The sequence below is a fragment of the Arthrobacter sp. SlRoot2-15 genome, from assembly GCF_059739345.1.
Genome location: NZ_AP046058.1, coordinates 451,596 through 467,159 on the forward strand (window position 1 = coordinate 451,596; position 15,564 = coordinate 467,159).

13 protein-coding genes and 1 pseudogene are annotated in these 15,564 nt (G+C 68.5%); 7 read left to right on the plus strand and 7 right to left on the minus strand.

Going from position 1 to position 15,564, the window contains the following annotated elements:
- Nucleotides 1–57: 57 nt before the first annotated feature.
- A complete protein-coding gene (locus AC6I9V_RS02100; protein ID WP_497898162.1) occupies nucleotides 58–1,425 on the minus strand; it encodes a cation:dicarboxylate symporter family transporter in 1,368 nt (455 codons plus the stop codon).
- Nucleotides 1,426–1,559: 134 nt separating this feature from the next.
- Between AC6I9V_RS02100 and AC6I9V_RS02105 the strand changes: the two genes are divergently transcribed.
- Together AC6I9V_RS02105 and AC6I9V_RS02110 are read left to right on the plus strand one after the other, a co-directional pair.
- Nucleotides 1,560–3,296: a sensor histidine kinase gene (locus tag AC6I9V_RS02105; RefSeq protein ID WP_497898163.1), complete on the plus strand. Its 1,737-nt coding sequence runs from the start codon at nucleotides 1,560–1,562 to the stop codon at nucleotides 3,294–3,296.
- Entirely contained in the window at nucleotides 3,293–4,012 is a 720-nt protein-coding gene (locus AC6I9V_RS02110; RefSeq protein WP_349414108.1) for a response regulator, read from the plus strand. Before AC6I9V_RS02105 ends, AC6I9V_RS02110 begins: the two co-directional genes overlap by 4 nt.
- On the opposite strand, the gene AC6I9V_RS02115 is transcribed toward AC6I9V_RS02110, so the two are convergent.
- On the minus strand, nucleotides 4,009–5,931 hold the full coding sequence (locus AC6I9V_RS02115) for an AMP-binding protein (protein WP_497898164.1): 1,923 nt from the start codon (nucleotides 5,929–5,931) through the stop codon (nucleotides 4,009–4,011). The genes AC6I9V_RS02110 and AC6I9V_RS02115 overlap by 4 nt on opposite strands.
- A 171-nt stretch (nucleotides 5,932–6,102) precedes the next feature.
- Between AC6I9V_RS02115 and AC6I9V_RS02120 the strand changes: the two genes are divergently transcribed.
- From AC6I9V_RS02120 to AC6I9V_RS02135, 4 genes are all read left to right on the plus strand, one after another.
- Nucleotides 6,103–6,744, plus strand: a complete 642-nt coding sequence (locus tag AC6I9V_RS02120) for a GntR family transcriptional regulator (protein WP_349414110.1) — start codon at nucleotides 6,103–6,105, stop codon at nucleotides 6,742–6,744.
- A 10-nt stretch (nucleotides 6,745–6,754) separates the two neighbouring features.
- On the plus strand, nucleotides 6,755–8,275 hold the full coding sequence (locus AC6I9V_RS02125; RefSeq protein ID WP_349414111.1) for an MmgE/PrpD family protein: 1,521 nt from the start codon (nucleotides 6,755–6,757) through the stop codon (nucleotides 8,273–8,275).
- Nucleotides 8,275–9,177, plus strand: a complete 903-nt coding sequence (prpB, locus tag AC6I9V_RS02130; protein ID WP_138769677.1) for a methylisocitrate lyase — start codon at nucleotides 8,275–8,277, stop codon at nucleotides 9,175–9,177. Before AC6I9V_RS02125 ends, prpB begins: the two co-directional genes overlap by 1 nt.
- 61 nt (nucleotides 9,178–9,238) lie before the next feature.
- Nucleotides 9,239–10,378, plus strand: a complete 1,140-nt coding sequence (locus tag AC6I9V_RS02135) for a bifunctional 2-methylcitrate synthase/citrate synthase (RefSeq protein WP_349414112.1) — start codon at nucleotides 9,239–9,241, stop codon at nucleotides 10,376–10,378.
- A 79-nt stretch (nucleotides 10,379–10,457) separates the two neighbouring features.
- Here the strand turns inward: AC6I9V_RS02135 and AC6I9V_RS02140 are convergent, their stop codons facing one another.
- From AC6I9V_RS02140 to AC6I9V_RS02155, 4 genes are all read right to left on the minus strand, one after another.
- Entirely contained in the window at nucleotides 10,458–11,357 is a 900-nt protein-coding gene (locus tag AC6I9V_RS02140) for a DUF1330 domain-containing protein (protein ID WP_349414113.1), read from the minus strand.
- A gap of 151 nt (nucleotides 11,358–11,508) precedes the next feature.
- Nucleotides 11,509–11,997, minus strand: a complete 489-nt coding sequence (locus tag AC6I9V_RS02145; protein ID WP_349414114.1) for an 8-oxo-dGTP diphosphatase — start codon at nucleotides 11,995–11,997, stop codon at nucleotides 11,509–11,511.
- A gap of 35 nt (nucleotides 11,998–12,032) precedes the next feature.
- Complete coding sequence (locus AC6I9V_RS02150) at nucleotides 12,033–12,791, minus strand: hypothetical protein (RefSeq protein ID WP_349414115.1); 759 nt, start codon at nucleotides 12,789–12,791, stop codon at nucleotides 12,033–12,035.
- Nucleotides 12,792–12,793: 2 nt separating this feature from the next.
- Nucleotides 12,794–13,297: an RNA polymerase sigma factor gene (locus AC6I9V_RS02155; protein WP_349414116.1), complete on the minus strand. Its 504-nt coding sequence runs from the start codon at nucleotides 13,295–13,297 to the stop codon at nucleotides 12,794–12,796.
- 119 nt (nucleotides 13,298–13,416) lie between these two features.
- Between AC6I9V_RS02155 and AC6I9V_RS02160 the strand changes: the two genes are divergently transcribed.
- Nucleotides 13,417–13,911 (plus strand): GNAT family N-acetyltransferase, encoded by a 495-nt coding sequence (locus tag AC6I9V_RS02160; protein ID WP_497898165.1) that lies wholly within the window; start codon nucleotides 13,417–13,419, stop codon nucleotides 13,909–13,911.
- A gap of 70 nt (nucleotides 13,912–13,981) precedes the next feature.
- On the opposite strand, the pseudogene AC6I9V_RS02165 reads toward AC6I9V_RS02160, so the two are convergent.
- Nucleotides 13,982–15,529: pseudogene (locus AC6I9V_RS02165) on the minus strand (HNH endonuclease signature motif containing protein).
- Nucleotides 15,530–15,564: the final 35 nt, after the last annotated feature.

Genomic DNA, 15,564 nt, shown 5'->3' on the forward strand with positions numbered 1-15,564 from the left:
ACGCGGGTGGCGCGTCCGGGCGGTTTTGGTGTGAGGTGAAAGCGGTGCTGCCGGTGCTTAGGCGTTGGCGGGCACCGGGTGTGCGGGCTGGGCAGCCGGCGCAGCAGCGGGCTGCTCGGCCGCGTGGCCGGCGATCATGGTCTGCTCGTCGAACGGAGCGGCGCCGGAGAGGACCCGCTCGACCTGGCCGCCGTCGATCTCCTTGACCCAGGTGCCGATCAGGACGGTCGCCACGGCGTTACCGGTGAAGTTGGTCAGCGCGCGGGCCTCGGACATAAAGCGGTCGATGCCGACGATCATGCCGACGCCGCCGAGCAGTTCCGGCTTGTGGGCCTGGAGGCCTGCGGCCAGGGTGGCCAGGCCGGCGCCGGTGACCCCGGCGGCGCCCTTGGAGGCGATGATCATAAAGATCAGCAGCGAGATCTGGGCGCCGAGGTCCAGCGGGGTGCCCATGGCGTTGGCGACGAACAGCGAGGCCATGGTCAGGTAGATGGCCGTGCCGTCCAGGTTGAAGGAGTAGCCGGTGGGCACCGTGACGCCGACGACCGGCTTGGAAACACCGAGGTGTTCCATCTTCGCGATCAGGCGGGGCAGCGCCGCTTCGGAGGAGGACGTGGAGAAGATCAGCAGGTATTCGCGGCCGAGGTACTTCATCAGGCGGAAGATGTTGACGCCCGAGACGACCTGGAGCAGGCCGCCGAGGATCACAACGATAAACACTGCGCAGGTGATGTAGAACGCGATCATCAGGGTGGCCATGCTGATGATGGCCTGGACGCCGGTGGCACCGACGACGGCGGCGATCGCACCGAAGGCGCCGACCGGGGCGAGCCACATGACCATGATGAGGATGCGGAACACGAGGGCCTGGCCGTGGCCGATGGCCTTCAGGATCGGGGTGCCCTGCGGGCCCATCTTCTGCAGCGCGAAGCCGACCAGGATGGCGGCGAGCAGGGTGGGCAGCACGGGGATGTCACTGGGGATGATGCCGAGCAGGAAGTCGACGGTGCTGTCCGTCGCTGCCTTCTTGTTCGGATCGTACGGGGCGAGCTTGAGGCCCTCACCCGGGTGGATCAGGTTGCCGACGACGAGGCCGATGGCCAGGGCGAACGTCGACATCACAATGAAGTAGCCGAGGGCCAGGCCGCCGACCTTGCCAACCGTGGCGGCCTTGGCGATGGAGCCGATGCCGAGGACGATGGTGCAGAAAATGACGGGGGCGATCATCATCTTGATGAGCTTGATGAAGCCGTCGCCGAGGGGCTTGAGGGACTTCCCGACCTCCGGGAACATCAGGCCGACGAGGGCGCCGAGGACGACGGCGGCGATGACCGCGATGTAAAGGTAGTGGGACTTGTCCAGACCCTTGCGCTGCTTGACCGGCGCCGCGGCCGGTGCCGCTGACTCTCCTCGTTGAGAGGCCATGGTGTTCTCCTTGGATAGGCTGGACTTCGATGCGGCTTGGGGCGCGCATCACGTCCGTTCTGCGTGTTCCTCCATCATTGGGGATGGAGTGACGCGCATCACCGTTGCGTTCATATTGGTCATGGAAGGTGCCGTTGATCCATCACTGGAGCATTGCCCGCAGGCTGTTCGTGGCCCACCTGCTGTTCATGCTGGCCCTGACCGCCGTCGTCGGCACGGCGACGTTTGTGGACGCCCGCGACCACGCCTACCAGGAAGCGGGCCGGCGGATGGCGGGGATCGCCACCGCGGTGGCCGACAACCCGCTGGTCCTGCAGGCGGCGGCCTCCCCCGACCCGTCCGCGCGGCTCCAGCCCTACGCCCTGCAGGTGATGCGGGACGCCCGCGCGGACTTCATTACGATCATGGCGCCGGACCGGACCCGGTGGACCCATCCCCGCGACGAGGAGCTCGGCAAGCCGTACATCGGTTCGATCGACGCCGCCCTGCGGGGCGAGGTCATCACCGAGATCATGGCCGGGACGCTCGGGCCTTCGGTGCGCACCATCGCCCCGGTCAAGGACGCGGACGGCACGGTCCGGGCCCTGGTGGCGGCGGGCGTGACGGTGGGGACGGTGGATGTCGCGTTTTCCGGCCGGCTCCCGGCCCTGCTGGCGATCGCTTTCGCCTTGCTGGCGGCCGGATCGGTGGCCTCCTGGCTGCTGGCCCGGTACCTGCGCCGGGTGACCCGCGGCTGGGGCCCGGAGCAGCTCGCGCAGCTGTTCGCCTACTACGAATCGGTGCTGCATTCGGTCCGTGAGGGGGTGATCCTCATCGATCCCAGGGGCAAGGTGGTGATGTATAACGACCAGGCGGCCGCGCTGCTCGGAGTCCCGCCCCGCGCGGTCGACGGCGTGGCCCCGGGCGACGGCGTGGCCCCGGCCGGCCGCGGCGCGGCGGGCGGACGGGGCGCGGCGGCACCGTCCCTGGCCGAACTGCCGCTGGCCCCGAGCCTCAAGGACCTCTTCGAGTCCGGCCGGACCGCCCAGGACGAAATCCACCTCACCGGCGAGCGCGTGCTCGTGGTCAACCAGGGCCCGGCGGTGGGTCCCCGCTCCCCCGCGTCCCGCCAGCGCCAAACTGCAGGTCCGGTCTACGGCACGGTCGCCACCATCCGGGACCGCACGGAAATCGAGTCCCTTGGCAGCGAACTGGAAACCATGCGCACACTCTCCGACGCACTCCGCGCCCAGACCCACGAGCACGCCAACCGGCTGCACACGATGGTGTCCCTGATGGAACTGGGCCGCGCCGCCGAGGCCCTCGATTTCGCCACCAAGGACCTGGAGCTGAGCCAGCGGCTGACGGACGACCTGGTCAGCTCCCTGGAGGAGCCCGTGCTCGGCGCGCTCGTCATGGGCAAGGCGGCCGAGGCGCACGAACGCGGCGTCGAACTGATCCTCACCACCGGCGGCTCCACGGCGGTGACCGGGCTGGCCGTCCAGGACCTGGTGGCCATCCTGGGCAACCTGCTCGACAACGCGATCGACGCCGCCGCCGATGCGCCGCCGCCGCGGCTGGTTGAGCTCTCGGTCGTCTCGGAGGGCGGCGCCCTGCAGATCTCGGTGGAGGACAGCGGCCCCGGCATCGATCCGGACGCGGTGGAGGACGTCTTCCGGCACGGTTTCAGCACCAAGGCCCCGGGGCCCTTCGGGCGCGGGCTGGGCCTGGCGCTGGTCCGCCAGGCCGTGCAGCGGCTGGGCGGTAGCATGAGCATCACCAGCCCGGCCGGGGCTCTGTTCCGGGTCACGCTGCCGACGGCGCCGGCCCCCGCAGGCTCCGCAGATGAACCCGCCGATGAACCCGCCGGGACAGCGAAGGAACAGCAATGAGTGACATCCGCGTACTCGTCGTCGAGGACGAACCGATTGCCGCGGCGGCCCACGCGGCCTACATCGGCCGGCTGGACGGCTTCACCCTGGCCGGCTCCGCCCCGGACGGGCAGTCCGCCCTGCGCCTGATGACGGAGCTGTCGGCCGCCGGGCAGCCCGTCGAGCTGGTCCTGCTGGACATGAACCTGCCGGATCTGCATGGCCTGGACATCGCCCGCCGGATGCGCGCCTCCGGCCTGTTCGCCGACATCATCGCCATCACCGCGGTGCGCGAACTGAACATCGTCCGCAGCGCCGTCGCGACCGGCGTCGTGCAGTACCTGATCAAACCCTTCACCTACGCCACCTTCGCGGACAAACTGCGCAGCTACCGGCAGTTCCGCGAGCAGCTGGCCTCCCCCGGACCGGGCGGCGCCGGGGCCGGGGCATCCCAGAGCGACGTGGACCAGGCCTTCGCGAGCCTCCGGGCGCCGTCGGAACTGCCGCTGCCCAAAGGCCTGTCCGGGTCCACCCTGGAGGCCGTCCAGGACTTCATGAAACAGCAGGCCGGGGCCGTGTCTGCCAGCGAGGTGATGGAGGCGCTGGGCATGTCCCGGGTCACCGCACGCCGGTACCTCGAATACCTCGCCGACGCCGGCACGGTGTCCCGCACCGCCCGCTACGGCGCGCCCGGCCGGCCGGAAAACGAATACCGCTGGAGCCGGTCCGGGTCCTAGCTGGACACCTGGCCCTGCCGCTCCCCCGCGGCACCAGGCCGCAGCGTCTCCAACAGCTGGTCGATCACACCGGCGTCCTCGATCGTGGAGGGTACCACGTAGTCGTCGCCGTCGGCGATCTGGCGCATGGTCTTGCGCAGAATCTTGCCCGAACGGGTCTTGGGCAGCGCCTCCACCACGGTGACATGCTTGAAGTCCGCCACGGCGCCGATGTCGCGCCGAACCAGGGCGATCAGGTCCTTGACCAGCACCTCCTCCGGCACGTCCACCCCGGATTTGAGGACCACGTAGCCGCTGGGGCGCTGGCCCTTGAGCGGGTCCGCGAGGCCGATCACGGCGCATTCGGCGACAGCCGGGTGCTGGCCGATCACCTGCTCCATGGCCCCGGTGGAGAGCCGGTGGCCGGCAACGTTGATGATGTCGTCGGTGCGGCCCATCACAAACAGATAGCCGTCCTCGTCCCGGTAGCCGGAGTCACCGGTGGCGTAGTAGCCCTCGAAGGCCTGCAGGTAGGAGGAGATGTAGCGCTCGTCATTGCCCCAGAGCGTCGTCAGGGTGCCCGGCGGGAGCGGCAGGCCCAGGACAATGTTGCCCTCGGTGCCGGCCTCCACTTCCTCGCCCGCGCCGTCGAGGATCCGCAGCCTGAAGCCGGGCATTGGCACACTTGGCGAGCCCGCCTTGATCGGCAGCCCGTCCAGGCCGCGCGGGTTGGCGCAGATGGCCCAGCCGGTCTCGGTCTGCCACCAGTGGTCCACCACCGGGACGCCGAGGACGCGCGACGCCCAGTGGAAGGTGTCGGCATCCAGCCGCTCGCCGGCGGCAAAAAGGGTCCGCAGGCTGGAGATGTCGTACTGCCCGAGAACGTTCGCTTCGGGGTCGGCCTTCCGGATGGCGCGCAGCGCCGTCGGCGCGGTGAAGAGCACATTGACCTTGTGGTCCTGGATCACGCGCCAGAACGCTCCGGCATCCGGGGTGCCGACCGGCTTGCCCTCGTAGATCACGCTGGTGGCGCCCGCGAGCAGCGGCCCGTAGACGATGTAGGAGTGTCCCACCACCCAACCGACGTCGGAGGCGGTCCACATCACGTCTCCGGGGCCGACGTCGTAGATGTTCTCCAGCGTCCAGCTCAAGGCGACGGCGTGGCCGCCGTTGTCCCGCACCACGCCCTTGGGGGCGCCGGTGGTCCCGGAGGTGTAAAGGATGTAGAGCGGGTCGGTGGCCTTGACGCCAACCGGGTCCGCGGGCTCGGCGGCTGCCATCGCCGCGTCCCAGTCCAGCCAGCCCGCATGGTCCGCCGCAGATGCCACGAACCCGTCCCGCGCCTTGACCAGCACGGGGATTTCCGGGGTGCCGGCCAGTTGAAGCGCCTCGGCGACGGCCGGCAGGTATTCAATCCGGCGAGAGGGTTCGATCCCACCAGAGGCGGTGACCACCGCGGCGGGGGCGGCGTCCCGGATCCGGGCGGCGAGTTCCTTCGGCGCGAAACCGCCGAAAACTACCGAATGGACCGCGCCGAGCCGGGCCGTGGCCAGCATCGCGATGGCAGCCTCGGGGATCATCGGCATGTAGATCACCACGCGGTCCCCTTTGCCCACCCCCTGGCCGCGGAGCACCCCGGCGAAGCGGGCCACGAGGCCGGTGAGCTCGGCATAGCTGAAGCGCTGCTGGATGCCCAGCATGGCCGAGTCGTAGATCAGGGCGTCCTGGGCGCCGCGGCCCTCCGCCACATGCCGGTCCAGGGCGTTGTAGCAGGTGTTCAACTCGCCGTCCGGAAACCAGGCATAGAGCGGGGCGCGGGCGGCATCCAGCGCGCGGACCGGCGGTGTGCTCCAGGCGATTTTCTCGGCGGCCTCGAGCCAGAATTCCTCGGGCTGCTCAACGCTGCGTTCGTAGCTGTCCCGGTAGCTGCTGGTGACCATGAAGTAATCCCGTCCACGACGTTGTGATGCAGCTCATGGTAGCCCGGCGGGGGTCCCTCCACAAGAGCTGTGTATACAGTGGACGGCGTAATTCCCCCTTTCTACACAAAAAGCTGGGCCAGCACTCGAATTGTGTATACACTGTTGGGGTCAGCCAACGAAGGAGTCAGGATGCGCGCCAGCGACAAGGCCTATGCGGCCCTGCGCGAGGACATCATCGAATGGCGTCTGGCGCCCGGAACCGTGCTCGCCGAAGTGGAGCAGTCCGAGCGGCTGGGCATCTCCCGGACCCCGCTCCGGGAAGCCCTGAGCCGGCTCACCGCCGAAGGGCTGACGACGACGGCCGGCGGCCGCGGCGTCGTCGTCACCGACATCTCCCTGGAGGACATCGACGAGCTTTTCGAACTGCGCGAAACCCTGGAGGGCAAGGCCGCCGCGCTGGCGGCCGAACGCGGCGACGCAGCGACGTTCGAGCTGCTGCAGCGCGAGCTGCTGCGGGCGCCGGAACTGATCAACGGGGCCGATCCCGCGCGGCACGACTATTACAGCCTGGTCGGCCGGCTCGACACCGCCATCGACGCCGCAATCTCCAATTCCTACCTGGCCCAGGCCATGCGCAGCCTGCGTGTGCACTTGGTCCGGGTCCGCAGGCTGGCGGCCGACGACGCCAAACGCCTCACCGCCGCCGCCGCCGAGCACGCCGCCATTGCCGAAGCGATCGCCGCCGGCAACCCCCGGCTCGCTGAGGCCGCCACCACCGTGCACCTGCACCGCAGCCTTTCCCACGTCAAAGCCACCCACGTACCTCACTAGAAGGAGAACCATGGTTAAGGAACACCACGTCCGCGTTTACAAGAGCGAGGAAAACCTGGCCCGCGAGGACCAGCTCGCCTACAAAATCGCCAAGGTGGCGGCGGATCCCGTCGCGGTCTCCGACGAGGTCACCGACATGGTGATCAACCGCGTGATCGACAACGCCTCGGTGGCCATCGCGTCCCTGAACCGCGCTCCCATCGTCGCGGCCCGCGCCCAGGCGCTCACCCACGGCCCCAGCACCGGCGGCAAGGGCTCGAAGGTCTTCGGCATCGAGGAGCGCGTGGCGCCCGAATGGGCGGCCTGGGCCAACGGCGTGGCCGTCCGCGAACTCGACTACCACGACACGTTCCTCGCCGCGGACTACTCCCACCCGGGCGACAACATCCCGCCGATCCTCGCCGTCGCCCAGCACGTCGGTTCCAGCGGCCAGGACCTGGTCCGCGGCATCGCCACCGGCTACGAGATCCAGGTCAATCTGGTCAAGGCCATCTGCCTGCACAAGCACAAGATCGACCACGTCGCGCACCTGGGCCCGTCCGCCGCCGCCGGCATCGGCACCCTGCTGGGCCTCGACGTCGAGACCATCTTCCAGTCCGTCGGCCAGGCGCTGCACACCACCACCGCCACCCGGCAGTCCCGCAAGGGCGAGATCTCCACCTGGAAGGCGCACGCGCCCGCGTTCGCTGGCAAGATGGCCGTTGAGTCCGCCGACCGTGCCATGCGCGGCCAGACCTCCCCCGTGCCGATCTACGAAGGCGAAGACGGCGTCATCGCCTGGATGCTGGACGGCCCCGACGCCAACTACACCGTGCCGCTGCCCGAGGACGGCGAAGCCAAGCGCGCCATCCTGGACACCTACACCAAGGAACACTCCGCCGAGTACCAGGCGCAGGCGTGGATCGACCTGGCCCGCAAGCTGCACGGCGAACACCCCGAGGTCACCGACCCGGCCAACGTCGAATCCGTGCTGATCAAGACCAGCCACCACACCCACTACGTGATCGGCTCCGGCGCCAACGACCCGCAGAAGTACAGCCCCACCGCCAGCCGCGAGACCCTGGACCACTCCATTCCGTACATCTTCACGGTCGCCCTGCAGGACGGCGCCTGGCACCACGTCGACTCCTACGCCCCGGAGCGCGCGGGCCGCCCGGACACCGTGGAACTGTGGCACAAAGTCACCACGGTCGAGGATCCGGAATGGACCCGCCGCTACCACTCCCTGGACATCGCGGAGAAGGCCTTCGGCGGCTCCGTCGAGATCACCCTCAAAGACGGCACCGTCATCACCGACCAGATCGCCGTCGCCGACGCCCACCCGCTGGGCGCCCGGCCGTTCGCCCGCGAGCAGTACGTCAACAAGTTCCGTACCCTCGCCGCCGGCCTCGTGGCCGAGGAAGAGATCGAGCGCTTCCTCGCCGCCGCCGCGCGGCTGCCCGAGCTGGCCGCCGGCGAGCTGGACCAGCTCAACATCAAGGCCGCCGACGGCGTGATCGACCTGGCGTCCGCACCGAAGGGACTCTTCTGATGCTGTATTCGAAGACCACACCGGAGCAGAAGCGGATCCGTTTCCGGGAGCTGCTAGCCTCCGGGACCATCCAGCAGTTCCCGGGCGCGTTCAACCCGCTCTCGGCCCGGCTGATCGAGGAGAAGGGCTTTGCCGGGGTCTACATCTCCGGCGCCGTCCTCGCCAATGACCTGGGCCTACCGGACATCGGCCTGACCACCCTCACCGAGGTGGCCACCCGGGCCGGGCAGATCGCCCGGATGACCGACCTGCCCTCGATCGTCGACGCCGACACCGGCTTCGGCGAGCCGATGAACGTGGCGCGCACCGTGCAGGAACTCGAGAACGCGGGCCTGGCAGGCCTTCACATCGAGGACCAGTTCAACCCGAAGCGCTGCGGCCACCTCGACGGCAAGAACGTTGTGGACCTGGAGACCGCCACCAAGCGGATCCGGGCCGCGGCGGACGCCCGCCGGGACCCGAACTTCCTGATCATGGCCCGCACCGACATCCGGGCCACGGATGGGCTGGAGGCGGCGCAGCAGCGGGCCAAGGCCCTCGTGGAGGCCGGCGCGGACGCGATCTTCCCGGAAGCCATGAAGGACCTCAGCGAGTTCCAGGCGATCCGCGACGCCGTCGACGTGCCGATCCTGGCCAACATGACCGAGTTCGGCAAGAGTGCGCTGTTCACGGTGGACGAGCTGGCCGGCGTCGGCGTCAACATGGTGATCTACCCGGTGACGCTGCTCCGTAGTGCCATGGGCGCTGCTGAGCGTACTCTGGAATCGATCAAATCCGACGGCACCCAGGAGGCACAGGTTTCGAGCATGCTGACCCGTGCGCGGCTCTACGACCTTGTGGACTACGAGGCCTACAACCGCTTTGACACCGGGGTGTTCAATTTCCAGATCCCCGGCATCTGACACCCCCACCGGACTGCCGGCCCCGGCCGGTAAACAGGCGTTAGGAACAAAGGAGTTCAGCATGGCTGAAAATGAGATCAAAAAGGGCCTTGCCGGCGTCGTGGTGGACTACACCGCGGTGTCCAAGGTCAACCCGGACACCAATTCGCTGCTCTATCGCGGCTACCCCGTCCAGGAGCTGGCCGCCAAGTGCAGCTTCGAGGAAGTGGCGTACCTGCTGTGGAACGGGGAGCTGCCCACCGAGGAGCAGCTGGCCGAGTTCACCGCACGCGAACGCGCGGGACGTGCGCTGGACCCGGTGGTCAAGCAGGTCATCGACGCGCTGCCGACGACGTCGCACCCGATGGACGTCTGCCGGACGGCGGCTTCGGTAATGGGTGCCCGGCACCCGCTCGCCGAGGACTCTTCGCGCGAGGCCAACATGGCCAAGGCGGTGGACCTGTTCGCCGCGATGCCGGCCGTGGTCGCCTACGACCAGCGGCGCCGACACGGCCAGGGTGTGGTGGAGCCCCGCGACGACCTGGGCTACTCCGCCAACTTCCTGTGGATGTCGTTCGGCGAGGAGCCGGTCCAGGAAGTCGTGGAGGCCTTCAACGTCTCGATGATCCTGTACGCCGAGCACTCCTTCAACGCCTCGACCTTCACGGCCCGGGTGATCACCTCGACGCTCTCCGACCTGCACTCGGCCGTCACGGGTGCGATCGGAGCGCTCAAGGGCCCCCTGCACGGCGGCGCGAACGAGGCAGTAATGCACACCTTCGACGAGATCGGCATCCGGCAGGAGGAGTCACTCGACGAGGCAGCGGTGCGGGCGAAGGCCTGGATGGAAGACGCCCTGGCGCACAAGAAGAAGGTCATGGGCTTCGGCCACCGCGTCTACAAGCACGGCGACTCCCGCGTTCCCACTATGAAGGCCGCCCTGGACAAGATGATCGCGCATTACGGGCGTCCGGAGCTACTGGGGCTCTACAACGGGCTTGAGACCGCCATGGACGAGGCGAAGGCAATCAAGCCGAACCTCGATTACCCGGCCGGTCCCACGTACCACCTGATGGGCTTCGACACCGCGACGTTCACGCCCCTGTTCGTGGCGAGCCGGATCACCGGCTGGACCGCGCACATCATGGAGCAGCTGGACTCGAACTCCCTGATCCGCCCGCTGAGCGAGTACAACGGCGTGGAGGAACGGCACGTGCCGTAGTTCCTGCCACGAGTAAAAGCGCGGGCCGGCCACCTTGGAGAGGTGGCCGGCCCGCGCTTTTTGTTGATTAAAGGCGCTGCTAGCCCGCGGTGAACTTCAGCGAGGTGATCATGCGCTTCGCGTTCAGGTACTCCGGGGTCTGCATGTAGGCCCGGGCGGCGTCCATCGAAGGGAAGGACTTGACTCCCTTGCGGGCCGGGTCTTGCTGCGTCTCGCCCGCCCGGACCGAAAATTGGTCGGCGAAGGAGTACATCGGCGGGTCGGCGAGGGTGGTGACGACGTTGTAGAACATGCAGGTGGTGCCGTTCTGCCCGGCCACGGAGTTGGTCAGCCCGTAGGTGGCGGAGACATGGTCCGCTTCCTGGAGGGCGCGGAAGACAAACCTCGGCGTGACAGACCCCTTCGTGGCCTGGTACGGGAGATCGACTTCAACTGTATCCAGCACCGTGTAGGGAACGGCGCCCTGGCACGCGCCCCCCAGCCCGCCCGACGGGCCAAAAGTCAGGGAGGCCACCACCACACCGGCCTCATCGGCGACGTCGACTGAGTTGCCGGCGTAGGCGGAAGCCCCGGGCGTCGGGGACACACGCCAGGCGGCCGGATACTCGAAGCTCGCCCTCGAATCGGCGGTGGTGAAAGTCTTCCATTCTCCGGCGGCAGCTGCCCCGGTTGCCGGAACGGAGGCGTTGGCCGCGGGGGACGTCGCGGACGCCGATGGCGCGGCGGTGGGCGCCGTCGTCGTCGAAATGCCTGCGGATGCCGTGGGAGAGACTACAGCGGCCGTCGAAGCTGCTGCGGGGGCCGGCTTCCCTAATCCCATGGTTCCGGCCAGGGCAACGCCCCCGGCCACGGCCGCCAGAGCCACGGCGACGACAACGGCCGCCCACACCCGGCGCCGCCGAACCCCGGTGTTTGGGGACTGTTCGTCGTCGTAACTGTCTTCGTTGTAACGCTCGGCGTTGCGATCTCTCAAGTCCATGCCCTGCCCCCAAAGTGTGAGTGTGCCGCTCCCGACTTCAACGACGAAGAGCGCGGATTGCCGCGTGTGAGAGTCGATCCCTAGGCTACCGGCCCGTGACGGCATTCGGGGTAATTCCGCGCCGCCAACTTAGGTGGTGCGGGGTTACGGATCATCCGGGCGCAGAGGGGTACCTGACCGACGCGACGGTTTCGTTGTCCTCGTTGAGGACGACAACGACGTCGATCGTCTCCCCCGCCAGCGCCGGAGGCAGCCAGTGCTCCGCGTCCTGCCACATCCTCTCCAGTGGCAACGATGCGGCGTCGAACCATTCGGGCGTGATTTCCGGGCTTTCGGCGGGCTCGCCCTCCCAGCGCCGGGTGGTGAAAAGCCGGCAGGACATGTTCCACGCGGGCCGGGCGGGAAAGATGAACTCGACGACGCCGGCGTGGGCGAGGTCCTCCTGGAGCACCACGACGCCGGATTCCTCCCAGACCTCGCGGACCACGGCCTCGGCGTCGCTCTCCCCTGGCTCCACATGGCCGCCGATGCCCACGATCTTGCCGAGGCCGAAGCCGGTCCGCTTCAGGCCCAGCAGGACCTCGGTGCCGCGCCCCGATTCGCGGAGCAGGAAGCAGAGGGTGACTGGTGTAGACGTCATGTGCTCCACCCTATAACCGGCGCCGTGGACCGCAGTCACCCGGCGGCCGGCCCGTCTCCCACGAGCTGCGGGCGCAGTTCAACCGGTATCCCTTTCTGCGCGAATTGTTTGTCCATAGCCTGCTGCGGCGTGAGGCCTTCGTTGTTCGTGGCCTGGAACTCCCAGTTCAGGACGTCGGACCACGGCTGCCGGACATCGCACAGGAACCGTCCGTTCTGGAGTTTGGCGATCTTGAACCAGGCGTTGCCGCCGTCGAGCTGGAGTGCCCTGATCCCGTCATCGGAGATGGAGTAGGCAAGCCATCCGCCGGCACAGCCCAGCACCGTGTAGTAGCCCTGTTCTGCGGGGGCGATCGGGATGATTGCCCGCACCTGGTCACTGCGCTGTTGGTCCACGTTGTCCAAAGTGCAGGCGACTCCGCCGGTGCTCAAAGCCGCCTGCGTGGGGGTCGGGGTGGGAACGGCGGCGGACGGCGTTGGGGAGTTTGGCGAGGAGGTGGCCGAGACAGCAGGGGCCGGGGAGCCGGTCTGTGCTGGCCCGGGCGCCGGCTGTGGCATCAGGCTGCCGCCGACAACCACGGCGGCCACCACCGCTGCGGCGGCGAGCACGGTCGCCGCGGCCGTCCTGACGCCAGTCCTTGCCCCGGAGCGCCGCGCCGGAGTTCGCCCTGCGAGGCTGACGACATTCGGGTCGTCAGAGTAGACAATCGAGCGGGCCTGCTGACTTCCGGGGACTGCGCCAGGTGCTCCCACCCGCGGCTTGGCATCCCTCATGAGCTGTTCGATGCGGTCCATGGCTAGTCCTTCCGTTCGGTCATGAGGTGTGAGGGGGCGGCCTTTGCGAACGCACGGCGGGCCCGGTGCAGGCGGACCGCTGCGGCCGACGTCGAACATCCCAGCGCCTGGGCGAGTTCAGCGGTGGTCAGATCGTCCCAGTAGCTGAGCATCAGCACTTCACGGTCGCGCTCCCTGAGTTGCACGAGCACTTCCGCCACGGCGGACCGTTCTTCGGGGTGTGGTGCGGGGACATCGGTGCGGGCTTCCTCTTTGAGCCGTTCCACCAGATCCTGTCTGCGCCGGCGGCCCTTGTACTCATTCCCGACGACGTTTCGCGCGGTCGCCAGGAGCCACCCGATTCCCGGCGGCTCCGGGAGCTGTTTTTCCCAGGCGATCCTGAAGACATCGGCAGCAAGTTCCTCAGCGCGGTGCCCGTCGTTGATGCGGCACGCGATGTAGCTGTACACCCGCGCGGAATGCTGGGTGTGCAGGTCTATGAATGCTTGCTCTTTCGCAGCCAACATGGTGGTTCCCCCGGACCTCGGATGACTTCTTCCTGAAGACTAAGTGTCCCGTCAGGCAGGTTTTCTTACACGAACCAATAACAACATTCACCGGGCGAGGATTCTGGCAGGATGTGCTGATGGCCTTCACTTTGCGCGAACCCACGCTTCCGGATGCACCCCTGATCGCCGAACTGCACGTGGCCACATGGCGGGAGGCGTACTCTCATTTGCTGCCCGAGGGGTTCTTCACCGCGGAGTACGTCCAGGGCAGACACATGATGTGGAACCAGATTCTTGAGAATCCACGCCCGGATTGGACGATCAGAATCGCGGAGCACAACGCGCAGATCATCGGTTTCGGTGTTGCCGGCCCCAGCTACGGAGCGGAAGGCCAGGACCTCCCCCGCGATCGTCAACTCTTCAGCCTGTACGTGTCGGCGGAGCACTACGGAACTGGCGTGGGACAGGGGTTGCTGGACGCGTCTGTTGGCGATGCTGCGGCCGTGTTGTGGGTCGCAAAAGACAACCCCCGGGCGATCGCTTTCTATCGTCGCAACGGGTTTGCGTTCGACGGTACGGAGCAGATCGACCCGGGTGCTCCACGGATCGTCGACGCCCGGATGGTCAGGTAGGAAACGGTCGCTGTGGTACGAAACCGGCGGCGCGACCAGGGGGCCTGTCGTTAGCGACGCCACGGGCCGGTCAGGCGCAAGGCAGCAGGGAGCTTTCGGGCACAGGGTGCCCGGCCGCGAACAGGTGCCAGTCCGGTAGGGGGTCCTCAGGCAGCTCGGCCTCCGGACCTGGGTCGAGGTATTGTCCGGGATCCGGGGGTGGTTCCGCTTCGAGCTCCCACCCAAATTCCTGGACTTGGATCATATGCGCAGCAACGGCTGGCGGCGGCCAGTGGGGTGGTTCCCAGTCCTGGTGTTCGCTGGGGTAGGTCCGTCCTGATGGTGAGGTCCAGCCTGGCGGGTGGTTCTTGCCGCCCGCGGTGGGTCTCCACGCGGAGCCGTGTTTGAGGCGGTGGTGTTTGCGGCAGGGCTGGCCGAGGTTGGCGATGCCGGTGGTCCCGCCGTCGGCCCAAGCCAGGAGGTGGTCGGCCTCGTTGTCGAGGGAGGCGTTGTTGCAGCCGGGGAACGGGCATTTCCCGTCCCGCAGGCGGAGCCATTGCCGCAGGGCCTTCGGGACCCGGTAGCTGGCCCGCCCGATTTCCAGCGGGGCGCCGTCACGCGGGTCGGTCAGGACCCGGTGGAACGACTCGGCGCCGTCCGCGACCAGGCGCCGGGCCATCGACGGCGGGATCGGCCCGTGCCCGTCCAGCATTGCCGGTTCGTCGGTGGCACCCAGCAGGGACAGGGCCGGAACAGTGACCAGGACCTGCGCCCGGGGCGACGGAACGCCACCGGTTCCCGTCCCGTCGTCGGGCGTTAGGGAGTCAGCGTCGCTGCTGAGGAGCCACGTCGCGGCGATGTCGGCGCGGAGCTGGGTCAGGGTCCGGGCCTCAGCCGGGCCCTGCAGGGCGCGGGCGGCGGCCGTGGTTCGTTCCCAGATCCCGGCGGCGGTGTCGGCCGGCAGGTAGGCCGAAAGCCAGGCCATGCCGTCCCGGTCCGGGGCGTATTCGACCCGCCGGTCCCCGGCGCATTTGGTGTGGCGCGCCTGGATGCTGACCGGGTGGTGGCGTTCGCGCCAGGCGCGCGCCTTCGCCCGGAACCGGCCCGGGACGAGCTCCCCGGCGGCGCAGCCGCGGGCGGGGTTGGGCGCGTCGGGGTCCAAGAAATGCGCTTCCAGCGCGGCCGCCCCGGCGGGGTCCAGATTCGCGGTTTCGTCGACCATGATCCGGGCGTGCTGCCAGGAGATCGTGCCGGCCTGCAGGGCTCCCAGGGTCAGCGGCAGCCCCGCCGTCAGGGCCAGGGCCTCGGAGATCAGCGCCCCGGCGGCCCGTTCGCTGACGGTCAGGACACAGGCGACCTCGGAGACCACCGCCATCTCCCGCACGGTGCAGTCCTGCGGCGTCGCCGCCGGCGGCGCCAGGGCCTCGGCCGCGCCGAGTTACTCCGCGGTCAGCCGGACCTTCAACGCGGCGAACCGGGCCTCGCACCGGGCCACCTCGGCCAGCCCGTCCAGGCAGTTATCGGCCAGGCTCCGCAGCGGATCGGCGGGGCCGCCGCGGTCGTCAATGACGGCAGCCAGCGCAGCAACGGACGCGGCAAGAGCCGCCAGCGCCGCACCGGTCTCCGCACTGGTGTCCATACTCCGAGCCGCTCCGCTTTCCATAACCCCACACT